Origin of the sequence: Psychrobacter submarinus (assembly GCF_904846685.1) — a bacterium.
GTDB classification, from domain to species: Bacteria; Pseudomonadota; Gammaproteobacteria; order Pseudomonadales; family Moraxellaceae; genus Psychrobacter; species Psychrobacter submarinus.
Genome location: NZ_CAJHBQ010000001.1, coordinates 1,211,233 through 1,234,875, shown reverse-complemented (window position 1 = coordinate 1,234,875; position 23,643 = coordinate 1,211,233). Strand labels below are relative to the sequence as shown.

At 44.4% G+C, this 23,643-nt stretch carries 16 protein-coding genes and 1 pseudogene; 7 read left to right on the top strand and 10 right to left on the bottom strand.

The window, feature by feature from the left end:
* Positions 1–300: 300 nt before the first annotated feature.
* The 5 genes from JMY03_RS05520 to JMY03_RS05500 all read right to left on the bottom strand — a co-directional run bounded on the left by JMY03_RS05520 (position 301) and on the right by JMY03_RS05500 (position 6,741).
* Positions 301–987 carry a methionine ABC transporter permease gene (locus JMY03_RS05520; RefSeq protein WP_201601760.1) on the bottom strand — a complete coding sequence of 229 codons (687 nt, stop codon included), beginning with the start codon at positions 985–987 and terminating at the stop codon, positions 301–303.
* A 30-nt stretch (positions 988–1,017) separates the two neighbouring features.
* Positions 1,018–1,788 carry a methionine ABC transporter ATP-binding protein gene (locus tag JMY03_RS05515; protein ID WP_201601757.1) on the bottom strand — a complete coding sequence of 257 codons (771 nt, stop codon included), beginning with the start codon at positions 1,786–1,788 and terminating at the stop codon, positions 1,018–1,020.
* A gap of 192 nt (positions 1,789–1,980) precedes the next feature.
* Complete coding sequence (locus JMY03_RS05510) at positions 1,981–4,110, bottom strand: ATP-binding protein (protein ID WP_201602186.1); 2,130 nt, start codon at positions 4,108–4,110, stop codon at positions 1,981–1,983.
* Between the two features lie 80 nt (positions 4,111–4,190).
* Positions 4,191–4,910 carry a response regulator transcription factor gene (locus JMY03_RS05505; RefSeq protein ID WP_025644780.1) on the bottom strand — a complete coding sequence of 240 codons (720 nt, stop codon included), beginning with the start codon at positions 4,908–4,910 and terminating at the stop codon, positions 4,191–4,193.
* A gap of 439 nt (positions 4,911–5,349) precedes the next feature.
* A complete protein-coding gene (locus JMY03_RS05500; RefSeq protein WP_201601754.1) occupies positions 5,350–6,741 on the bottom strand; it encodes an efflux RND transporter periplasmic adaptor subunit in 1,392 nt (463 codons plus the stop codon).
* Between the two features lie 420 nt (positions 6,742–7,161).
* Between JMY03_RS05500 and pilG the strand changes: the two genes are divergently transcribed.
* The 6 genes and pseudogenes from pilG to JMY03_RS05470 all read left to right on the top strand — a co-directional run bounded on the left by pilG (position 7,162) and on the right by JMY03_RS05470 (position 16,845).
* Entirely contained in the window at positions 7,162–7,539 is a 378-nt protein-coding gene (gene pilG / locus JMY03_RS05495) for a twitching motility response regulator PilG (RefSeq protein ID WP_025644776.1), read from the top strand.
* A gap of 91 nt (positions 7,540–7,630) precedes the next feature.
* On the top strand, positions 7,631–7,993 hold the full coding sequence (locus tag JMY03_RS05490) for a response regulator (RefSeq protein ID WP_025644774.1): 363 nt from the start codon (positions 7,631–7,633) through the stop codon (positions 7,991–7,993).
* A gap of 3 nt (positions 7,994–7,996) precedes the next feature.
* Positions 7,997–8,527 (top strand): chemotaxis protein CheW, encoded by a 531-nt coding sequence (locus JMY03_RS05485; RefSeq protein ID WP_025644772.1) that lies wholly within the window; start codon positions 7,997–7,999, stop codon positions 8,525–8,527.
* Positions 8,528–9,040: 513 nt separating this feature from the next.
* Positions 9,041–10,090 (top strand): annotated as a pseudogene (locus tag JMY03_RS05480) (methyl-accepting chemotaxis protein); the annotation flags it as partial.
* 209 nt (positions 10,091–10,299) lie between these two features.
* Positions 10,300–16,167, top strand: a complete 5,868-nt coding sequence (locus JMY03_RS05475; RefSeq protein WP_201601748.1) for an Hpt domain-containing protein — start codon at positions 10,300–10,302, stop codon at positions 16,165–16,167.
* A gap of 141 nt (positions 16,168–16,308) precedes the next feature.
* On the top strand, positions 16,309–16,845 hold the full coding sequence (locus JMY03_RS05470; protein WP_201601745.1) for a hypothetical protein: 537 nt from the start codon (positions 16,309–16,311) through the stop codon (positions 16,843–16,845).
* Between the two features lie 217 nt (positions 16,846–17,062).
* Here the strand turns inward: JMY03_RS05470 and minE are convergent, their stop codons facing one another.
* The 5 genes from minE to JMY03_RS05445 form a co-directional block, all read right to left on the bottom strand.
* Complete coding sequence (gene minE / locus JMY03_RS05465; RefSeq protein WP_025644764.1) at positions 17,063–17,353, bottom strand: cell division topological specificity factor MinE; 291 nt, start codon at positions 17,351–17,353, stop codon at positions 17,063–17,065.
* A 2-nt stretch (positions 17,354–17,355) separates the two neighbouring features.
* A complete protein-coding gene (gene minD, locus JMY03_RS05460; RefSeq protein WP_025644762.1) occupies positions 17,356–18,168 on the bottom strand; it encodes a septum site-determining protein MinD in 813 nt (270 codons plus the stop codon).
* Positions 18,169–18,658: 490 nt separating this feature from the next.
* Positions 18,659–19,489, bottom strand: coding sequence for a septum site-determining protein MinC (gene minC / locus JMY03_RS05455; protein WP_201558330.1), 831 nt, complete (start codon positions 19,487–19,489; stop codon positions 18,659–18,661).
* A gap of 290 nt (positions 19,490–19,779) precedes the next feature.
* Entirely contained in the window at positions 19,780–20,835 is a 1,056-nt protein-coding gene (locus tag JMY03_RS05450) for a hypothetical protein (protein ID WP_227675491.1), read from the bottom strand.
* A 110-nt stretch (positions 20,836–20,945) separates the two neighbouring features.
* On the bottom strand, positions 20,946–21,917 hold the full coding sequence (locus tag JMY03_RS05445) for an acyltransferase (RefSeq protein ID WP_201601742.1): 972 nt from the start codon (positions 21,915–21,917) through the stop codon (positions 20,946–20,948).
* Between the two features lie 970 nt (positions 21,918–22,887).
* Between JMY03_RS05445 and JMY03_RS05440 the strand changes: the two genes are divergently transcribed.
* Positions 22,888–23,544, top strand: a complete 657-nt coding sequence (locus tag JMY03_RS05440) for an OmpA family protein (protein WP_201601739.1) — start codon at positions 22,888–22,890, stop codon at positions 23,542–23,544.
* Positions 23,545–23,643 lie beyond the last annotated feature (99 nt).

Sequence of the window (23,643 nt, the reverse complement as noted above, 5' to 3'; positions counted from 1 at the left end):
TGCATTAGGGGTCACGGCTTATCAATCAGCCATTAAAACAATGATTAGAGTAGAGTCTGTTGGGTATTCACAATCAAGCAATGCTGCTAAATAACCTGTGCGTAAAAAGAGCACAAAAGTAACTTTAGTACCTTATAAAGTCAAGCGTTTTGCTTATGAGTAATCTACATCAAAGGTGGCGTATTATTCATAAGCTTGTGCTCAGCAGTGAGAGTCGATAACTCCTTTTTATCAACGTCTTATTAGCACTAGCGTTGACTATAAGCGTTGATCATAGTGCTTTGACAAAAAAGGCTAAGACTAGCGCTTATCTAAACGCGTCGCCAGCCAATTACCAAAGGCTTGAATCGAGATGACCATGACAGAGAGCATGATGACGATAAACACCATGACTTCGGTCTGATAGCGATAGTAACCGTAACGAATGGCTAAGTCGCCCAAGCCGCCGCCGCCAATCATACCAGCCGCTGCAGAAAAGGAGAGGAGGCTGATACACAAGATAGTCACTGATAATACGATACCTGAGCGTGCCTCATTAAGGAGCACTTTGATGATGGTAAAGGGCCGAGCGCCCATAGATTCGGTGGCTTCAATGATTCCGCGCGGGACTTCGCGCAGGTTTTGTTCTACCAAGCGCGCAAAGTAAAAGGAGCCAGCGATAGCCAGTACCAAGGAAGCGGCAATCGGACCGATACCGGTACCGACAATAGCTTTGGTTAAAGGGCTCATCGCAATCATCAAAATTACGAACGGAAAAGCGCGCATAAAGTTCGTGACGCCGCCGAGCACCCCGTATAATGCTTTGTTTTGTAAAAACTGCCGGTCACTCGATAAAAACAAGAATACGCCGAAGAGTCCGCCGATAGTCACCGCCGCGGTGGTAGAGATACCAAGCATAATAAAAGTATCAAGGGTTGCCTGCCAGATCTCTTTTTTTAGAGCCAGTAACTTATCAATCGAGGCGGATAATTCAGCACCAGTCAACATATCTATTTCTCTTGCTTTATTAGGTTATCGCTAATCTTCGTGGACTAAGCCTTGGCCTATCGGAGTGGTGGCTTGAATCAGACCGTCACGGACTTGAGCAACTTCAAGTAGCTGTCCTTCGTGCAGAAGAGCGGCACGATCGCACAATCTACGAATGACGCTCATCTCGTGGGTGACAATGACAATAGTCACCCCAAGCTGCTGATTAATATCACGCAGGCAGGTGAGTAAGCTGCGGGTAGTAGCAGGGTCGAGTGCACTGGTAGGCTCATCAGCAAGCAATACTTTAGGGCTCGGAGCAATCGCGCGCGCGATACCGACACGCTGCTTCTGACCGCCTGAGAGCTGCGCAGGGTAATGACTGGCGCGGTCGGTGAGATCGACAATGTCTAAACATTCCATGACGCGTTTGTGAATATCACGACTAGGATACCCTGATACTGTTAGATTAAATGCCACATTGTCAAAGACCGTACGATTCGACATTAGATTAAACTGCTGAAAGATCATCCCAATGTTATGACGAGCGATACGTAAATCGCTCGCCGTTAAAGTGGTCAAATCCGTACCATCAATGATGACCTGTCCATTATCGGGACGCTCTAGCATATTGATTAGGCGTAGTAGGGTTGATTTGCCCGCGCCAGAATAGCCCATGAGACCGAAGATCTCACCTTGTTTGACCGTCAAAGAGGTCGGCTTCACAGCAGTAAACCAATGTGCCTTACCATCGGCCCCTTTTATGGAGCGGTCGCTCATAAAGCTTTTGATCACATCATTTAGGACGATCATGTCACTCATGGAATGCTCAAAATTTGATAGAGAATAAAGTAAATAAGGACTAGCGTTAACGATAGAATAAGGGGCGGTAATATAGCATAATATTGAGTGATATGGCACAGGCAACTGTCAATCGTGCAGTACAAATACGAGGAATCATGCAAGGGGACGACAAGCTGCGGCAAGTGCTACCGGGCTCATAACCTCTTATCATCAGCGCTTGATGTTAGGCTGCACGCTTTGACTGTCTTTATAGCTATAATGCGGATCATGCTTGACCGGTATCACCACCAAAAAACGAGTGTGCCCGTTGATAGTATCTGTCAAAATACGGCCTTGATGCGCGTTAACGATTTGTGAGACTAGCGATAGCCCTAAGCCTGAGCCTTTCTTCTTTTGCTGCAAACGTACAAAAGGGCTGAAAATCTCTTCGCGCTTATCTTCAGGGATACCCGAGCCCTCATCAATCACCGCGAGAACGGCATATTTAGGAACAGGGCGCACAGGCTCTGCTTTGGCTTTTTTGAGGTGTTTTTTGAATAAGCCTTCTTTTTTTGGAGTGGTCGTTGTCTCGCTCTTACGCTCATCAGTATCTGTTTTTACGTCTGTCTTATCGTTATCATCCGCTTTTCTTAGTGCGCTATCGTTAGCAACTAATTCAGTAGAATCATGGCTAAGCGGCATAGGTTGACTGACACCTTTCTTGACACTGGTCTCACCATTAGCTAAAAATGTCTTGGAGGCGGCTTGCCAAGTTGCATTTTGCATATGATCTATCTGCTCAGCTGTGATCTGCGCGGAGCAAGAGAGATAAACGCTATCGATAATAGACGAGTGCGCTGATACTGATGTTCGTTTGGGACTTTGTGTCAAAGCGTCTGTTGCCTCGTTAGTGGCTACGTCAGCGCCGCCGTTATGGTCTATAGACAGCTCATCATCGACAGAATCAATACTGATACTCTCACCATTACGATAAATAGGTGGCACAGGTGCTGGCGTATCTTTCTCTGCCGAGTTACTAAAAGTACTGTCGTCAACAGGCGAGCTCATAAAACGATCAAGCTCATTACCTAGGGGCTGATTGGAGTTATCTAACGTCTCATAATCCTTGTCGTCCAAGCTATCATAATCAGCAAAGCTACTATTGAGTACCGATTGCAGCAGATAGTCAGGTACATTGCCTGCCTCTTCGATCTGCTGCACGCCATATAAAAACACGGTAACAGGAGGCACGCCGTGGAGCATCGCATTATTAAGTAAGTTACGGATCAGGTGAGTCAGCATCGCCGATTGACCATCGATAATTAAGTGTTCACCAATTAGCGTAGCTTCAGAATAGTGCTGGCGCTCCTGATTGATTAAATCATACAGATCTAGACGCTCAACTTGCTGCAGCACATGACCGGCGTCCAAGCGGCTGACTAATAAGATACTCTCCACCAAATCATTAAGACCTGATAGGTCGCGATTGATAGCTTGCGCGCGTTTATCAAATTTGGTTTTGATGTCATTTGGCATCGCGCTTGCTAGCATATCCATCATCTCGATCTGCAAACGGATACGGGTAATAGGGGTGCGCAGCTCATGCGAAGCGTGGGCTAAGAGTAAGTTATTAGCATTGATAAGATGCTCAATCTTTTGCGCCGCTTGATTGAAGCCATGCGCGAGTGAAGCAATCTCATCATTGCCGCGAGCATTGACCCGAACGCTAAAGTCGCCGTCACCCAATTGAATCATTTGCTGGCTTAACTGATTGATTCGCCAAGTCATGGTCCGGGCAATCCACCAAAGAACGCCCGCCATAATCATTAGCAGCAGCAGTGTACCAGTAAAGAGGTTAAGGACGGCAGAAAGTACGGGTTTTTTGGGTGGTAAGCGCGACTCATATAATAAGGTATAGCCTGTGCTACTGTAGACTTGCGCTTGCTGGTTGGGCGGAGTATCGGCAAAGGAGGGAAAAACACGAGTCATCAAAGAGGGTTCTTCAGGTAGCAGCAAGGGCAGATCGCTATTGTCCGTCTGCATCAGTAGATGACCGTCGTTGTCATATAAGCCCATCTTCGCTTGCAGGGACTCATCAAAGATATCGAAGCTTTTTTTGACCACCGCTAGCATAAAGCGAGCTTGCAGGCGATTATCTTTGCTGACAGCGACATTCAAATCGTTCAAAAAAGGATCTATCTGCCCAAGAATTTGTGTCGCTAAGACTTCTGAGCGGATGCCTGCATCTTTATCGTGCACCAGCTGCGTCAACAGCACCATAGCGACTGCAAATAAGGTAAGTGCCAGCATGACACTGGCAAATAACTTGGCAAAAACAGAACGAAAACCGAGCTGCTGCATTAAAGAGTCTCTACTATCAGGCAAGTATGTATCCTAAGTGTATAGCTATTGGCATACTAGGCATACGTATACTAAGCATATCATACCTGATCAGTGGCAAATTGATAACCAACGCCGCGTACCGTAATGATGCGTTTTGGCTGACGCGGGTTGTCTTCGATTAACGCTCGCAGACGCGAGATATGTACATCAATGGCGCGGTCAATATTGTCTGAGCTATCATCGTTAGGCATCGCTTGCCAGAGCTGCTCGCGGTTCAATACTTTGCCTGAATGAGTGGCAAAATAATGCAATAGTTGAAACTGATGCGTCGTCAAGCGTACCGGCTGATCGTCGATAGTGACTTCGTGGCTATCAGGAAAGACGCTCAAACGGCCAAAGGTTAAGCTGTCTGATTGACTATCTGCTTGGTTTGGTTGCTCATGGCGACGAATCACTGCACGAATACGAGCCAACAGCTCACGTGGCTCAAATGGCTTAGCGATATAATCATCAGCACCCATCTCAAGTCCTAAAACGCGGTCAGTCGTATCTCCTTTGGCGGTAAGCATGATAATAGGCACCTTATTGGTGATATTACTATTACTGCGGATTCTTTGACAGACTTGCATACCATCCATGTCCGGCAGCATAAGATCGAGCACAACCAAATCAATATCGCGCTCTTTGGTGTCTAAAATATCTAACCCTTCTTGACCAAGACCGGCATGATGGACATCGTAATAGTTCATTGTTAGATAGTCGCTAATAAGCTCAGCCAAATCTGGATCATCTTCAATCAATAAAATTTGCTTACTCATGGTTCATCTCCTAAAAATACTCTCAGTGATAGATGCTTAAATAGATATTGCCATCATTTTAATAAGTACTCTTTTATAAGGGCTACATCATTATTATTTATAGTCAGCCCTTTCGTACCTTTTGATTCAGCGCTATTATTAAAGACAACGCTTTACGCTTAACCTTTAATAGCTAATATTTTGAAACTGATATTTTATACCTAAGATTTTGCACTTAGTGTTTTTACCTAAGCTTCATATCCAATCATCAGTTTGCCAAAAAAGCACCTGAGCAAACAAGACGCGCTTTGTTAATATTTCTACACAATGTAACTGTCTATTTAAAACTGCAGCTTTACTAAAGCATTAAGGAGTCAAAACGGCGTCAACGAAGCGGCTTCAATCAGTGACAGATCTGTCACTGAAAGCTGCAAGATCAAAAAAATCTGCATTGGTAACGTTAAGAGATAACCACTTTTTTACCTGCAGATTCCACTGGTAAATCGGCTAAACAAATCAAGCTATCATTGTTAACCCCAGCAATCAGGTACTGTTCTGTGTCTGGATTGTATTCGATGATCTCGACAGGCTGGCGAGTCAAGCGCTGATCCTGCTTGACGATCCAAACGTTTGCAGTAAGCGGTGTTATGGGCTGATAAGGAGGCCGTTTTAAAGCGCTCAGATCAGCATCGTGTATAGCGAGCTCAGGGACGATAGTACCTACCGCTATTTGACCATAATTAACGCGGCCTGTAGCAATCATACCTGCCTTAAGACTACCTTCGCGGCTGGCATCGTTCTTTAATACTTGTACATGAACTTTTAGTTTATTTGGGTCATCGCCAACGCTCAGCTTACTGATTTGGCCGGTATATTTTCTAGGATGGCTTTGAGTACTGAAATTGACGTTCTGACCGATAGAAAGCTGTGGTTCAGCTTGAATAGGCAGGGTTGCAATAAACTGCAAATGAGTGTCATCTGCTAAAGATAACAGCAGCGTACCAGCTGCAAGCTTGTCGCCACTAGCTACCGGCAGCGTCGTCACTCGTCCAGCAAAACTGGCCCGAACGATAATAGCAGCGTTTTGTACTGTTGTTTGTGTGCTCGGCTGCGACTCTGGTTGTTTTTCTCTTTCTGTAGCAGGGGTAGGGGCAGATTGCGGGTTGGCTTGCTTCGCGCCTTGTTCGCTAGCAGTCTCGTTACTTAATCCAAGGTTTGACTCAACGTTTGGCGATTGAGCAGTGTCAGCAAGCCTAGGATTAGCTTTGGGTTCTTTTACAGCAGGTTTCTGCGCTGGTTGGCCATCAGTGTTACCGCGACTTGTTACTTTGTCGCCCGACGAGTCAGGGATGTTTTCAGTGGTATTTGCAATGATACTGTCATTTATATTGTCGCTTAGCTTCTTATCTGCATTTACACTATCGTCAGCTTGCTTCTTAGCTTCGTTATTACGAGGCAGTGATCCAGCGCTGCCAGCAATGTTATTGTCATCGATATCCTGTAGCGCCAAGATAAATAGGGGCGTACCTTCTTCTACCCATTGACCTTGTTGAACCAGCACCTGTTGTACAGTGACTGCTTTGGCAGTGACAAACTTTGATTGTTTAATAGGTTCTATCTCGCCTTGTAGGCCAAGGCTTGGCTGATAACGAGAGGACTTAAGGTTTAAAATACTATCAGCAGATAAGGTAACGGTATCGTCATTGACTATAAAAGATAAGTCTGCGTCCTCGCTCATCGGCTCACTTTGCGCGATCGCCGATTGACTCGTATCTTCGGGCGGCTGACAGGCTGTCATTAGCAATATACTGATAAATAAAGCAGTATTTTTGTGATAAGAAAAACGTATCATATCAGTCACCGTTGACAGCAAATAGCTAAGTTAAAAGGAATATAGAGCCATATTTTAGGCTAAAGTGTCTAAAAAGTGACTTGGGCGGTTTTATTAATTGCAATTCAATCTTGTATTGTTAATACTTTGTTTAGTATATTATTAAAATAATGATAACTTTCGTCTTATATAGGTAACTTATCTTACACACTTATAGTAATACAGTTAGGTTGCCGTCATATTACAACAGTTAGTTTTGGATAAATGTATGAATGTTATGCAGTTGATATGACTCTAATTATAAACAAAATAACAAAGTAGATAATAATAGCAGCATAATAAGGCAAAATATCAGCTATTTATAGTACCCTTTATAGCACCTTAGCTATAACTAGAGTCTAAGCTATAGATAGTAATTTTAAAGTTTATAGGATAGTAATAATGGACAGTAATTTTGAAGGGCTAACCGTCATGGTGATTGATGACTCAAAAACCATGCGCCGTACCGCAGAGACCTTGCTAAAAAAAGCAGGCTGCGAGGTGATTACCGCTATTGATGGCTTTGATGCGTTAGCAAAAATTGTAGATAACAATCCAGATATTATCTTTGTTGATATTATGATGCCGCGTTTAGATGGTTATCAGACTTGTGCTTTGATAAAGAACAACCCTAATTATGCTGATAAGCCCGTCATTATGCTGTCGTCTAAAGATGGCTTATTTGACAAAGCTCGCGGGCGTATCGTTGGCTCTGATGAGTATTTGACGAAGCCATTTAGTAAAGATGAGCTATTTGAAGCTATCAGTCATTATCGCTAATTGCTTTTGGGTTTTATAGATTATACTCCCCACTCATTTTGGCAAATTTTTATAACAGATCCTACGGATACTCATTACAAAGGAAACAATCATGACCACTGTTTTAGTCATTGATGACTCGCCGTCTGAGATGGCAAAATTTCGCGACATATTGGCTAAAAATAACTTTCAAGTTATAGAGGCTACCAATGGTATCGAAGGCTATCAGATGGCTACCGAGCATGTACCAGATGTGATTTTGATGGATGTCGTCATGCCTGAGATGAATGGTTTTCAGGCCACTCGTAAAATCACTCGCGATCGTACGACCAAGCACATCCCAGTAGTCATTATCAGCACTAAGAGTCAAGAAACAGATAGAGTATGGGGTAAGCGTCAAGGCGCAACCGAGTATCTGACCAAGCCTATCAACGAGCTTGAGCTTATGCGCATTATTCGTAAAGTTATGGAGTAAGTTGTGGCTTCTAGAGGGTTTATTGAGCTATTGCGTCTGGCTGATTTGGCTAATTCGCGCAGCAGCGGTCGTCAGGGTAGAAAAGACTATGACTGGCGCGGGGTGGTGTTTGAGAGTAGTGGTCAGCGTTTGGTGGCGCCTCTAGGTGAGGTGGCGGAGATACTGACGATGCCTGAATACACTAGCATGCCGTTAGTTCAGCCTTGGCTACTCGGTATTGCCAATGTACGTGGACGATTGTTACCACTGACAGATTTGGCAAAGTTCTTACAGACACCAAGCAGCTCAGCTCAAGACAGCTCAAGAAAGGTATTGGTCATCGATCATCATACGGTATTCTCCGGTCTCATTGTCGATAAAGTCTTAGGCATTGAGCAGTTCACCCAAGATCAATACCGGCCGGAAGCTCTGCCTAGTGATTCAGCTTTTGCACCTTATAATCATGGTAAGTTTCACAAAGATGAAAAAGATTGGTTTGTTTTTATGCCAAGCTTACTGGCGCAAGATAAGCGCTATATAGATGCCGCCATATAAGTGTGGTCGCAAGTTTTAACCGTTAAAGCTTGCGGCTATCGTTTTTGGAATACGCTCGTTATATTAAATATTAACAGCGAGATAAATAGAGCAAAGAGTGGATTCAGCACGCACAATGAGTCAATTCAGTCATGATATAACTTAGACCACGGTTTGAAAGGAATAAGCACGATGAGTGATGTTATAAAAAGTCCTAATACTGGTGCCAGTAACCAAACACCAGCTGTAAAAGAAGCTGCAAGCAAGTGGAGAGTTGTATTAGCCGTTTTTGCTTTAGTGAGTGTGGCCTGTTTGATATGGCTTGTCAGCTCACTGGCGTCAATCAGCCAATATGTGACTGATTTTAATCAGCTGATATCTTTGCCTGCTATTATCTTTATAGTCGCGCTAATCGGGGCAGCTTACGCTTTGTCACGGCTGCTTAAAGAACGAAGTGCCAATGAGCGCTTACTGATTGAGCAAGAAACGCTGCGTCGTCGTCAAGAGGCCAATGTCGAATCAGAACGCTCAAGTCAGATCCAAGAAGAAAACGAGCGTAACCAGATGGCTATTTTGCGCTTACTTGATGAGCTCGCCGACTTGGCAGATGGTGACCTGACAGTGAATGCTACGGTATCAGAGGATTTTACAGGGGCGATTGCTGACTCTGTTAACTTTGCCATCGAGCAGTTACGTGAGCTGGTATTGGTTATTAATGAGACGGCGGACCGAGTCACAAACTCTACCGAACAAACTCAGGTTAACGCCGTCGAGTTGGTGGAGGCTTCTGAAAACCAAACGCAAGAGATTGCCAGCGTCTCTAAAGCGATTAACGAGATGACCCTCTCAATTGACCAAGTTTCTAACAACGCTACTGAGTCGGCGAATGTTGCCCAGCGCTCGGTTGCGATTGCTCATAATGGTGCAGAGGTCGTTCAGCGTTCGATAGAAGGTATGAACGTCATTCGTGATCAGATTCAAGAAACCTCTAAGCGTATTAAGCGTCTAGGTGAGTCCTCGCAAGAGATTGGGGATATCGTTAGCTTGATTAACGATATTGCTGATCAAACTAACGTTCTGGCATTGAACGCCGCTATTCAGGCATCAATGGCAGGGGAGGCTGGTCGAGGCTTCGCGGTCGTTGCTGATGAAGTACAGCGTCTAGCAGAGCGCTCAGCCAACGCCACCAAACAGATCAAAACTTTGGTGAATACCATTCAGGCCGATACCAGTGAAGCGGTGACTTCAATGGAGTCAACGACCTCTGAGGTCGTCCGCGGTGCTCGCTTAGCCAAAGATGCAGGTGAGGCCCTAGAAGAGGTGCAACAGGTATCGAATACTTTGGCCGATCTAATTGAGAGTATCTCAAACACTGCACAGCAGCAGGCCGCATCTGCCGGTCAGATCTCTAATACCATGACGATTATTCAAGGCATTACCTCACAAACCTCCTCAGGTACGATGGCAACCGCGCGCTCAGTCGGTGAGCTAAATGAGATGGCAGCCGCCTTGCAAGAGTCAGTGACTGGTTTCAAAGTCTCTAATGATGAAGAACATTTTGAGGATGTCGAAGAGATTGTCTAGTGCCTTGACCTTAAAGGGCAATACAGGTATTTGGTATCTAGACCACTACTGAGGGTAGAAGATGAGCCACAGCTTATCGTCATCGCGCTATTTTTATAACGGCTTTGGTCATTATAGTTATAGTCTGACAACGAGTCTTTGTGGCCGCTTCGCTGTCAGTCAGTCAATACTGGATAAGACTCGCAATATAAACGATTTGGGGCCACCTTATGAAAAACCAGCCTAATGATATCGCGGCGCTAGGATCATTGCTGCCTTTGTCAAAAGAGCAATTATCACAGCTGTCTGATGGCTGGCAGAGCAGCACGGATGCTACTGCTGAGCAGATCACCCAATTTTATAGGTCGATTGGCTCTTTGTTGACTAAGGCGAATGAGCCTGACTATCCTCCTAAATACTCGCCAACAAAACCTCTAAAGCCAAAGCAGTATCAGCAGTTATTGACTGGATGGCGGCAGCGAGTGCAGCAGCTATTAAATACCAACAGCAACGATGCTGCAGCCTTGACGGCCCTTGCAAAAGCTTGTCATTACTTATGGCAAGGCGTTGATCTATATCAAGAGAGCGCTAGTAAACAGCAGCGCTTATGGTACTTAGCGGAGCTTTGGCTGCGGAATTTAGCGCATAACCAAGAACCTCTACCACAAGATTACGTGCCCTTATTATCAGGGTTAGATCAGCTGCTTGAGACGAGCTATCAGCAGACTGCTACTCAGCAAGAAATAGCCGCTAAAACAGTAAGAGAGTTAGACCAACGCTCTTTTGCTCATCTACTCGATAAGCTGCTGGTGACGGTTTATATTAATATGAGCACGCTTGCTACATTAGATGGCACATCGCGCGCGCTGATTGAAAAGTTGTCCGTGCAAATGACAATGATGCATAACGATAAAAATGCTAGCTTTGTTGATGCTGACAAAACCCGCTTTGATGACAATAATGCGGCTGCCTTGACAGCTTGGCAAGCGGCGAAAGCGCAAGTGCAGCCTGACGTCTTTGATATGAACGAAGAGATCCGTCAGATCTTTATCGAGGAAGCCACAGAGAGTTTGGCAGAGTTAACGAGCTTATTGCCTGTTTGGCAACAAGATATCCATGACTTGACGCCATTAACGGCGATACATCATAACTTTTATACCCTCAAAGGCTCAGGGCGGATGATTGGCGCTTTTAGCATCAGTGAGATAGCGTATGCTATCGAAAATATACTGATTCATCTACTAGACCAGTCTTTGCCAGTGAACGATGAGGTCGTAAGCTTAGTGGCACAAGCGGTAGAGGAGCTACCGACTTTGATTGCCAACTTTAGCGCCGCTCAGCCGCCACAATTCGACCCTGCTTTGATTATTTTGCAAAGCCATAACTTACTTGCCGGCTTGCCGTTATCTCACGGTATGGAAGTACAAGATGAGAGGGATGAAGCTAATGTGACAGAGGCGTCCGCTTCTGAGTCACAGCTGCCATTGCAAGCTCAGCCACCAGTAACCACTGAGTCTGATAATATCGCCGCGCCGCAGATACCGGCTGTACTTGCTTCTTTTATCGAACAAACAAAGCAGATGCCTGCAGACGCTGATGACGCTGACCCCGACATCAAAGAGATATTCATAGAAGAGGCTTATGAGGTCTTAGAAGAGATCGTGCCGCTTTATGACAATTGGCAGCTAGATGATACAAATGTCGCGAGCTTAACTGATGTTAGACGCGGCTTTCATACTCTAAAAGGCTCAGGCCGTATGGTAGGTGCTAACTACAGTGCTGAGCTTGCTTGGGCATTAGAGTCTATGCTTAATCGATGGCTTGATAAGAGTCTGACGCCATCGGACGATATGAAGCAGTTGGTGGCTGATGTTTTAGCCGCTTATCCTGAGATTGTTAACACCTTTGCGGAAGGCAAGCAGGACTATCCAGCTATGGTGCCACTGTGGGTCGCTGCTGCAAACGCTTATAGTCAGCAGTTGGGCGATGAGTTTAGTTATAGTGCGCTAGCTGCTAAAGACGTGTCGGCAACGAGTGCTACAGCTACAGACAGTACGGCTACTGATGAGCTTGCGCCGGTAGATAGTACTATAGTTGTGAGTGATATAGACGATGAGAGTATGCAGGATAAGCCAGCTGTTGATGCAGTCAGTAGCGCTGAGACGATGTTAAAAAACATCCACTCTATCAAGGATATGATGACCGAAAAATCTATCGTTATAGCACCGCAAAGCGGCGAGGAGCGCGAAATCCTCGATATATTTGTAGAAGAAGCCAAAGAGTTATTACAGCAAATTGATGACTTTATTAGTACCCATCAGCATCAGCCGCCCGTACAAGTGAGTGAAGAGATTGTCAGGGCTTTTCATACCCTGCGCGCCGCTTCGGGTTCTAATGCGCTGGCCGCTATCAGTGATGTGAGTGCAACGATTGAAAAAAGCTTAGAGCACTTGCAAAAGCACGATACCCCGCTTAGCGCTCAACATATAGAAGCGTTAGCACAGTCGGTCGCGCTTATCAAAGGCTATCTCGATGCTTATGAAGGAAATATCCAGCAGCATTCTTCGACAGCGACTAGCCAAAGTAAGCAAGATGTTGAGTCGCTACAAGCAATGCTAGATAGCTCGGAGGAACCAAACACGCAAACTGATAATGAGCTCAGTATAGAGCAGCTATTAGCATTAGATATCGATACTTTGTTAGATGCAGAATGGCAGTTATCAGAGGCGTTCAATGAGCTCAGTATAGAGCCGCTTAAGGCTTATATCGAGCAAATAGCACAGCAGATCTCGCGCTTAGCAAATAGTACTGCCAAGTCGCCGAAGTTCACAGCGATATTAACCGCGCTAGCTGACAGTTATCACTATCTAACTGATGCGCCGCAAGCGAGTGATGATAGCCATATTCAAGCTGCATTATTGGCCGCGCATACTCATTTGGTGGCTTTATTTGACTCGCTTGCGGGCCGTATGTCGTTCAAAGTGAATCAGTCTATACTCGATGATTTGCAAGCCGCTATCAGCAGTCACCGTCAGCGTCATGCCGGCGAGCTTGCCGCTACTAGCAAGAGTGACGCTGAGAGTAAAGCGCTATTATCAGTAGCAAGCGAGGCTATGGATGTGCAGCCTGTTGTCGAAAGTATCTCAGTAGAGGAGTTACAGTTAGAGGCCGTCAATACCGATGTCGAGCTGTTAGAGATCTTCTTAGAAGAGGCGCAAGAGCTCGATAGCGCGATTGCCCAAACTTTCAATCAGTGGCGTCAAGATGTCGCTGATATCAGCACGCTAAAAATATTGCAGCGTCATTTGCATACCATTAAAGGTGGTGCACGGATGGCGGGTATTCGTAGTATTGGTGATCTGACTCACGCTGCAGAAAGCATCTATGAAGCCTTTACTAATGAAAAAGTAACAGCGACGCTGCAATGGGTCAGTGTCATGCAAATGATACAAGATACCTTGTCAATGCAGCTTGAATACGTCGCGCGTTATCAGCAGTCGTTTTGGACGCGTGATCTCATCGAGCAGCTAGATGAATTTGAGCAGCAAGGCGAACTACCGCAAACCGTTACGCTAAAATTACCAATTCTCAAGAATCCTGCGCAGACGGCAACAGCTGATAGCGAGGATCATATAGAGCCAACCGACGCTGTTGAAACCATTAGCTTAGAGGCGTTGATAGCCAACTCTTGGTCAAACGGCTTGCCCGATATAGATATTTTGGATGTTTTCTTAGAAGAAGCAGAAGAGCTGGTCGAAAATAGCCAAAAGTATCTACAATTATTTTTAAACAATACCAGTGATGTGGCAGCCGTACAGACGCTGCAGCGCGACTTGCACACCATCAAAGGTGGCGCGCGTATGGTAGCGGCCAATGGTATCGCTGATCTTGCCCATCAGATGGAAAGCGTATATGAATCATTAGCGATTGGGCGTCGTCCAGCGACCAAAGTTATCTCTGAGCTATTAATCAGCTGTCATGATTGGCTAAAAGATGCGGTATTTGTCCTCAAACATCATATTAATCCTGCTATGCCGACGGCGCTGATCAACGCGTTGCAAGACTTTAGCAAAGACACGCTGTCCTCTAGGCATATACCTGCCGAGTCATTACAGACTGAGATTAGCGCGATATTGGCTGTGCAAGACAAACAGAGCGCGATACGCGGCGACATAGATATCCGTCAGATGCCGGCTATGTCTGGTAGTTTCGCTGAGCCTGAGCGCAGTATGGATAGCAGTGATGAGATGATCCGAATCTCTGGTAGCTTAGTTGAGCACATGATTAACCTATCAGGGGAGTCGGCCATCAACCGCGCTCGTATCGATATGGGTATGAGCAGCCTGACAGGCAGTATCGGCGAGATGAGCTCTACGGTTCAGCGTCTTGCTGATCAGCTACGCCGTATGGAGATTGAGCTTGAGGCACAGATTCTATCGCAAATTGATGAAGAGTTAATTCAGACTGAGGATTTTGACCCGCTAGAGATGGATCAGTATTCCTCACTCAATCAGTTATCAAAATCATTGTCGGAGTCCGCCTCAGATTTAATCGATATTAATAATACACTGCTCGAAAAAACCCGAGATAACGAAAACTTGCTGCTGCAACTATCTCGTACCCAAACTGAGCTGCAAGACGGTCTAATGAACTCGCGGATGGTACCGTTCTTACGTCTCAAACCGCGCTTAGATCTTATCGTCAGGCAAACCGCAAACGAGCTAAATAAGTCGGTAGATCTAACGATTATTACCGCAGATGACGAGCTAGATAGAACCATTCTAGAGCGCATTACTTCGCCTTTAGAGCACATGCTGCGTAACGCTGTGGATCACGGGGTTGAGAGTCCACAAGAGCGCCTAGCAACAGGTAAAGATCGTAGTGGCCATATTACCTTAGAGGTTTTACGCGAAGGTAGCGAAGTGGTCATTCATCTCACCGATGACGGCCGCGGTATCGACGTCAATGAAGTTCGCGAAAAAGCAGTCTTAGAGGGCCTGATTAACCCAAGCGAGTATCAATATACTGATGTTGAGATCATGCAGTACGTCTTTAACGCTGGGGTAACGACTTCAAAGCAAGTCACCCAAATCTCTGGCCGCGGGGTCGGCATGGATGTGGTCGCAAGCGAAATTCGCCAGTTGGGCGGAGCCGTCTCTGTTAGCTCAAAGACCGGCGAGGGTACACGCTTCACTATGCGCATACCATTGACAGTAGCCGTCTCTGACGCCTTGGTCGTCCGAGTAGCGGATCGTTATTACGCTATTCCGCTGATTCAAATCGAGAGGGTAGTCCGAGTTAATCCAGAAGCGCTATACGACTATTATCATTCCAACAAAGAAACCATGCAGATTGAAGATAAAGACTACCGCGTCCGTTATCTCAATGAGCTAATATTGGGTAGTCAGTTCAATGAGCTGATGATGAACACCAATACAAGCCTACCGGTTATCATCGTAAAAAATAGCTCAGGTCAGAATTTAGCGTTACAAGTCGATCAGATTGCAGGCTCCCGTATCGAGGTGGTAGTTAAGCCTATGGGCCAACAGCTGTCGCATTTAGATGGTATTTCAGCCGCTACTATTATGGGCGATGGCTCAGTGATGCTGATATTAGATATCATTGCACTACTACGTCAGTCGACCATTAAGACAGTGACTGCGCCTCAAGCTGCTAAGCCAAAAGCTGATCTTGAAGCGGCAGAGCGCAAACCAACCATCTTAGTTGTCGATGACTCCGTGACGGTACGTAAGGTGACTTCTCGTTTCTTAGAGCGTCAAGGTCTAAACGCCGTAGTCGCCAAAGACGGAGTCGATGCTATGGAGATCTTACAACAATCAACGCCTGATCTAATATTGCTCGATATCGAGATGCCGCGTATGGATGGTTTTGAGGTTGCGACTCAAGTCCGTAATAACCAGCGTTTGCAGCAGATTCCGATTATCATGATTACCTCGCGTACTGGGGATAAACATCGTACGCGTGCTTTCGAGACTGGCGTCAATGATTATATGGGTAAGCCTTTCCAAGAAAGCGAGTTACTAGAAAAAATTCAAACATTGCTAAATATAAAAATCGATGACAAGCAACAGGCATAAGCATAAAGCTTATATCTGCAGCATTAACGACTGAAAATTAGTAATGACAATCAAAGAAAACCAAAGTCTTTGTTAAGCTTTTGAGCTATCAAAGGCTTGAGTTGCTTATTAAGTAACCTTTATATCTACTGTGAGTGATATATGAGTCAGATAAAGAAACATTCCTTTGAAGCCGTTAGTCTATTGACTGCCGCAAATGGCATGCTTGAAGCGACTATTATCCCAGCGATGAATCAACCAGATTGGATCGTACCAAGCTCACTGATACTAGATAGCCTGGACTATAATCAGGATTATAGCGACGTAGCGAAAAGCGAGGAGTCTGTTACAACTTATACTTGGCAACAGCAGTCAGTCGCGGTATTTCGTTTGTTAGCGACAGAGCAAGCGCCAGATAGAGTGGTGATATTGGAAGGTAATACGGCCGAGGAGCGCTTAGCTTTATTCACTAAAGGTGAGCTGCGCCGCATTGAAGTCAGTATCTCTGAGGTTCAAGATAGCGAGTTACCTAAAGAGTATGCAGAAGAGAGCACCACAGCTAAAAGCGTAAATGATGATAAGGTAAGCGAAGAGTCAATCCCCTCTTACTTGTATCAAGCAATTGTCATTGAAGAGACGCCCTATATCGTACCAGATTTAGACAAGATTGCGCATCAGCTCGTCACGCTTAGCCAGTAAGCTTTCTAAATCTATTATTTATTTAGTCAATTTAGCGTAAGGGTAACAAGCCTAAAAGTCGATGAGAAGAAAACGCTAAAAACCCCTAAATACTTAGACTTAGTATTTAGGGGAGCTTAGTATTTAGGGCTTTTTTTAGGGCTACTCATATCTATAGAGCGCTTAACTTACAGAATGCTTATAGTTAGGGAGCTTATAATAGTACAAGCTAACGAGATTAGCGCTTATGCTCAGGCAGATTAATATTCATCTCTAATACATCGAGACTATCTTCGGAGCGATGATTGATATTGACATCATCGATCTGAACGCCGTTGACGTATTTATTGACCACTTCTAGTATCTCACGTTTCATTTTTTCGATACGGTCTGTAGTCAGCCGACTATTTAAGCGGTTTTCACTAGCAACGATGACTTTTAATCGTTCGGTTGCCATGTTGGCACTGCCGCCACTGCGGTTGTCATCTGTGCCAAATAAACTGCTCCAAAATCCTTTCTTTTTACTCATCCTTAACCCCCAAACCAGCGCTGTAATAGACTCTTTTTCTTCACATCGATATGACGTAATGGTCGCTCTTCTCCTAAGAAGCGCGCAACAATATCATCATAACATTGACCGGCTACCGAATCGGTGTAGTGAATCACCGGCTCACCATGGTTAGAGGCTTCAAGTACAGAATGACTCTCAGGGATGACGCCAAGCAAAGGCACTTTTAGAATGTCATTTGAGATAGTGTCAATGTCCATCATCTCATTAGCCGCCGCGCGCTCAGCGTTATAGCGACTGATGACCAGATGCTCGCGCACGCTTCCTTGATTCTCTTCGATTTTCTTAGTGCGACTTTGCAATATACCAATGATGCGATCAGAGTCACGTACAGATGAGATTTCAGGGTTAGTGACGATGATAGCTTCATCAGCGTGGTACATAGCTAGCTGGGCGCCGCGCTCGATACCGGCAGGAGAGTCACAGATAATATAGTCAAACTGCTTGGACAGCTCAGCCATAACCTCAGCGACGCCTTCATCAGTAAGCGCATCTTTGTCACGGGTCTGACTAGCAGGCAATATATATAAGTTCTCAAGCTGCTTGTCTTTGACTAAAGCCTGCGACAAGCGGGCGTTACCGTTAATAACATCAACGAAGTCATAGACAATACGGTTCTCACAGCCCATGATTAAGTCTAAGTTACGCAGGCCAACATCAAAATCAATGACCACTGTCTTATAGCCACGTAATGCTAAACCGGCGGAAAAAGAGGCACTAGTCGTGGTTTTACCGACGCCGCCTTTGCCTGAAGTGATTACAACAATCTTTGCCACAGTGGCACACTCCTATGAATGAATGAAAACTAGAGTCCCTTTTAGACCCTAATGATATCGCTATTGAATAAGTTTTAATTCGTCAAATGCTGGTTGAATTCGCTAAATACTTATATTTATTTATCAGAACCATCAGCACGCTTTCAAGCTTAAGATTTATTTATAGTCAATCAATATTAAAAGTGGTACAAGGCAGACGAGTGCAAGTACTACAGTAGTAGGCTAAACGAGTCTAACGCTGTAACACTTTAATAGTGGTTCGACTATACAGTTTGCGCTCATAACCCTAACATAAATCGGTAGAGAGTTACAGTTGCTACCGCCATTATCCTTTAAGCTATATTAATTCAATGTTTACCAATATCGTATAAAAATATTTATCTATAATGGCGAATTATCAAAGCTATGATAGCGTAGTTTTGTTACGGTAAACTACCGTTATATTTCTTATGAGTCAACATTCTCTCTCAAAGGTTGACTACAGCAAGAATTAGGCACCATCCATAACCGTAAATACTAAGCCTTCACCTTCTACAAAACGCACTTGCACTGATTTGTCGATGATATCTTGCGGTATGTTGTCGCGTAGACAATAAGTACCGGCGACTGAAACTAACGAAGGATTGAATACTTGGCAGAATATACGAGCATCTTTGTCGCCTGTTGCACCTGCCACCAGTCGCCCTTGGGCACGGCCGTACACGTGCAAGCTATTATCCGTAATCGCTTCGGCGCCGCTGTTGATACTATTGGTCAAGATTAAGTCGCCGCCAACGTGATTTAGGCTTTGACCTGAGCGTAGCATTTGATCATAAATCATACTGGTGATATGTTCAGCAGGTAGCCAAGACTCGGAGTCTGTCGCTGCCGAAGCGCTACTAGCTTGAGAGTCAGTCGTTAACGCATCTGCGGTATTGCTAGCGCTATTATTGGGGGTGTCATTAGCTTGAGCGCTACTATCGGCTGCCGGCTGCGTGATGGGTTTTTTGACAGGTAAAATCCGTTCAATACGCTTACCATCAGCAGGAAAAATAGCCAGACGCTGCGTGCGCGCTTGCTCTTCGAGTATACCAGTGACTGCGCCAATAGGCTGTAGCCCCCATGACCACAGAAATTCAACCAAAGCTGGCAAGTCTTGCTCGACGCTACTATCAATAATGACAGGTATATTGCTGGTCTTATTACTAAGGGTGGTTGCCAGTTGTGCATCAATCAAGCTCAAGTCGTTAGTATGCAGTTGTAAGCGCGAAAACGTTAGCATCTTGCCATACAAAGTCATAGCAGGAGTAGCAGTTTGGCGGTCAGTATCCGTCATGGTCATGATATAAATCCTTAAAAGACTAAGCTTGAAACACTACAGAGTAAGAGTAACAGAATAAAACGATGTTTATGATGATTATCAGACATTTACTATCAATGATAATAAGCTGACAGTGTACTAAGGGTGACTAGAGATTAACAAGCCTTTAGGCATAAAAATTAGCAGCTTTAACAGACCCTATTCTTCTTTTGATAAAAGCGTTCATGTCTACAAAAAAACTATTATTTAAAGCATTGTTCAAAAAAGTAATAATAAAGTTATTAAGAAAGGTATGAATAAAAAAGCACCAATCAAAATCTTAGCATATCTTGATGTTTCCATTGCTGTATTTTTACTTGCGCCTCAAAGGCGATTAAGCTGTCACTGATAATCTTTGCGATCAGGGTATTTAGAGCAGGGTGGTCGATATCAAGCTGTGCCACTCCTTTAGCAATGGCCATCATAAGAGGGTCTAAGTTTTTGTCATCAAGCAGCCGTGCATTGAGTGAAGTCGCTGTGTTGACGCCGATATTGTGCGCGATGCTTTGCAGTTGCGACTCAATAAGACCGCCTGCGATAGGAATCAAGCGTAGCAAGCGATGCAGCTCAGGCGTATTAGCAATGCCGTCTTGGATAGCATGACCCAACTCTTGAGCGATAATATCCTCACCCGTGGATGAGTTGTTAATTTTGCGCAGCTTTGGTACTAGCTCAGAGCGTAGCAAGTCGAGTAATACGGCCTCAATGTCATCACGATTGTCGCCTAAGCTTGATTTGATAAGTGATTTTTGAGTCACCGGATTAGTAAGCTGTTGCCGATAGTTATCGATAGCGGTAAGTATTACTCGATCTGATAACTCTTCTAGTACTAGATCGATATAAAATTTAATTCTATTCAACCAAGGCTGAGGCAATACTTGATAGCCAAGCTGATAGAGACGACGACCGATAATCACGACTCGAAACAGCCGTAGCGCCCGCAATTGCGGGAAGCAACCAAGCACTTCATACCAGTGCACAAAGGGGAAGAAAAACCAACGATAATAGACGTTTTCTTTGATAGCAATCGCCCAGCGCACCAGCAGCTCAAAAATCAAAAAAAGCGTAAAAAATCCACCTAGAGTACGCAGGGGCTCGTGCAGTACTTCTCTGTACCAGCTTAGCGCTTCAGTGAGTGACAGCCACCCTGCGACATTACCACTAAAGCTACTCATCAAGATAGCATCAAGACTAATCAAAAACAGATCGATACTGATGACGATAATCATGATGATATCGTAAGTCAGCTTGAAGCGATTGGGCTTTGGACGCTCTGGGGATAGCTTTGGGTCTATAGTTGGCTTGGCAGCGCTATGAGGTGCGGACACAGTTATCCCTTTTGTTAAGTTGTAGATGTATAAAGTTTGCGTGGTTTGAGCTGAGTACTACCATATGAAGTCGAATTAAGACAAAGCATAAGTTAAGAGTTTAGCTGAGTTTAAGCGGCAGACACAGTATCATTTTCAGAGTTTTTTTCAAAATCAGCCAGCATCTCAGTGATACGCTGATCTTTTGCTTGCCAAGCCTTGTCAACCCAAGCAAAAAACTGCTCTTTTATTGCGGTATTGGTTTGATAATCATTGCTTTGCATATCGATCAGTAGTTGTTTGGGTATGTCAATGTAGCGTACCTCCACGCCTAAGCGCTTGATATTTCCTTTCCATAAATCACTATAAGTCGGTATGCCATCGGGATAGACAATAGTCATATCCAAAATCCCATCAATCTCATCTCCTAAAGCATTGATAGCCAGCGCTAGCCCTCCTGCACGCGGTTTGAGCAGATGCGTATAAGGGGCGTTTTGTGCATCGCGCTTCGCTGGAGTAAAGCGGGTACCTTCGATATAGTTGAGTAGGGTGAAGGGTTTGTTTTTTAACAAAGCGCAGGCACGCTTGGCCTCTTCGATGTCTTTACCCTTGAGTGCTGGGTTTTTTGCAATGGCTTCTTTGGAATGGCGGCGCATCATCGGGAAGTCCAAAAAATAAAAAGCCTGACCAATAACTGGGATGTAGATAAGCTCAAACTTGGTAAAAAAGCGCGTCAGTGGCAAACGGTTTTCACTAATGTACTGCACAATACTGGTATCGACCCACGATTGATGATTGCTAATCAGTAGATACTTACCCTCAGAGCTGATATCTTCAGGCAGGCTGATACGCCAATCCTTATTAGGTAAAATATTATCTATCAGCGCATTATTACTATGAATCCAGCGATTGGTCACATTAATGACCGTTTTATCAGCTACTTTTGAGCCGGTAATGACTTTGGCTGCACCCATCAACCATACTGGCAAGCCTGCTGCCATACTAGTACCAGTAATCACGCCCGTAGCAGTGGTCAAAGAAACCGCTTTGCCAAGCTTTGGTGTACGCTGATGGAGTTTTTGCATAAATGTGGCGAGTTTCATAAAGTATCCTTACTGATATCACGGAGCGCCTACCGAGTGGTCATCACCAAAATCTAGCGAATGTTGATGACTAAAACCAAATGATAACGACTGAAAATAGCATCGATTTTAGCAGTTTTTTCGATCAGTGTACGAGTGTAAACGTAAATAATAGTACTGAAACGATCGTCTCATTAACTCAGCTATCACTAATAACCACTAATATTAGCTACATTAATCATTAAAGAGTAACTAAACGAGGATAATTCTACTAGACCACTCAATGAAATTCGGTTTATATAGGGCGTGTTGAACATCCACAAATGCGCACTGCTGATCGCTACTAGTTTATCAAAGCTGTGTCCTAGTCGTCGTTAAAATTGCAGATAATGCTTATTGCATTGGTTAGCTGATTTTATTTAAACAGTCGCAACGACTAGGGCGATTTTAGCATCAGCCCTTACTACAACAATAGGGACAGGACTATTTTTTGCCGCTTTATTGATAAAAATAGACGCTTAGAACAACTAAACTTACCATTTTTATCTGCAAATCGCCTAAAAAATAGTCTCTGTCAGTGCCATGGTCGAATGTTCAATACGGCCTAGTAATAAATGACATCAATCAAAGACAATTTATGCAGTTTTTGTACAGAGGTATGACAAAATATTACACATAGATAGCGTCGTCTGGTCATAATAGTAACGATTGTCATAAATGACCAGTGAGCTATTTTTGTAATCGCTATAATTTTTTGCTTAAGGATAAAGTAAAAATATAATCAACTAGGAGTATAGCGTTTCAACAAATATTAGCTATCTGAACGGGCTTGTCGTCGTTATTAGTCGTTCAAGGTGTCAAAAGCGATTGTTATAAAGCTTTAGTCACCAAGCGTTAATTAAAAGTCACTGATTATCAAAATAAAGTAGCAACATTTTTAAGTGATACTATATACATTATAACTATTCATTCAATTTGAGAGGAAATAATTATGCGTAACCAACTTATGATTGCAGCAGTAGCATCAGGTCTAGCTTTAAGCGGCTGTACTACTGATCCAAACACCGGACAGCAGCGTCTAAATAAAACTGCTTTAGGTACTCTAGCAGGTGCAGCAGGCGGCGCGGTAATCTCTAAAGCAACAGGCGGCGAAAAGACAGGTCGCGATGCTGCTATCGGTGCAGCACTAGGCGCAGGCGTGGGCTATTACATGGAGCGTCAGGCCAAGCAGCTTGAGCAGCAAATGGCAGGCACTGGCGTTACTGTTGAGCAGAACCCAACGACAGGTGACATTGATCTAGTCATGCCAGGCAATATTACTTTCGGTTTTGATGATGCGACCTTAAGCCCTTCATTCAAGCCTACGCTTGATAAGCTGGCTTCTACTATGAATCAGTACAATCAAACAACGGTAAATATCGCTGGTCACACTGATAGTCGCGGTGCTGCTTCTTATAACATGGGTCTGTCAAGAGATCGCGCTTATTCAGTAGCGAACTATTTGAGCGCTCGCGGTGTAGCCTCTAACCGTATTAATGTCGTCGCTTACGGTGAATCGCGTCCAATCGCTAATAACGACACAGACTATGGCCGTCAGCAAAACCGCCGTGTTGAGTTAACTATCAACTCTCCACAGAGTGTCAACTAAGCCATAACATAAGGTTATAACTGGTTTATATCGTCAAATCAATAATTAAAAGTCAGCTTACGCTGGCTTTTTTTTGTTTAAAAAAAGCTTCTAACGGAC

Excerpts from the sequence above, each read along its gene's own strand:
- JMY03_RS05520 (WP_201601760.1), bottom strand. The coding sequence starts at position 987 with ATGTTGACTGGTGCTGAATTATCCGCCTCGATTGATAAGTTACTGGCT.
- JMY03_RS05515 (WP_201601757.1), bottom strand. The coding sequence starts at position 1,788 with ATGAGTGACATGATCGTCCTAAATGATGTGATCAAAAGCTTTATGAGC.
- JMY03_RS05510 (WP_201602186.1), bottom strand. The coding sequence starts at position 4,110 with ATGCAGCAGCTCGGTTTTCGTTCTGTTTTTGCCAAGTTATTTGCCAGT.
- JMY03_RS05505 (WP_025644780.1), bottom strand. The coding sequence starts at position 4,910 with ATGAGTAAGCAAATTTTATTGATTGAAGATGATCCAGATTTGGCTGAG.
- JMY03_RS05500 (WP_201601754.1), bottom strand. The coding sequence starts at position 6,741 with ATGATACGTTTTTCTTATCACAAAAATACTGCTTTATTTATCAGTATA.
- pilG (WP_025644776.1), top strand. The coding sequence starts at position 7,162 with ATGGACAGTAATTTTGAAGGGCTAACCGTCATGGTGATTGATGACTCA.
- JMY03_RS05490 (WP_025644774.1), top strand. The coding sequence starts at position 7,631 with ATGACCACTGTTTTAGTCATTGATGACTCGCCGTCTGAGATGGCAAAA.
- JMY03_RS05475 (WP_201601748.1), top strand. The coding sequence starts at position 10,300 with ATGAAAAACCAGCCTAATGATATCGCGGCGCTAGGATCATTGCTGCCT.
- JMY03_RS05470 (WP_201601745.1), top strand. The coding sequence starts at position 16,309 with ATGAGTCAGATAAAGAAACATTCCTTTGAAGCCGTTAGTCTATTGACT.
- minE (WP_025644764.1), bottom strand. The coding sequence starts at position 17,353 with ATGAGTAAAAAGAAAGGATTTTGGAGCAGTTTATTTGGCACAGATGAC.
- minC (WP_201558330.1), bottom strand. The coding sequence starts at position 19,489 with ATGACCATGACGGATACTGACCGCCAAACTGCTACTCCTGCTATGACT.
- JMY03_RS05445 (WP_201601742.1), bottom strand. The coding sequence starts at position 21,917 with ATGAAACTCGCCACATTTATGCAAAAACTCCATCAGCGTACACCAAAG.
- JMY03_RS05440 (WP_201601739.1), top strand. The coding sequence starts at position 22,888 with ATGCGTAACCAACTTATGATTGCAGCAGTAGCATCAGGTCTAGCTTTA.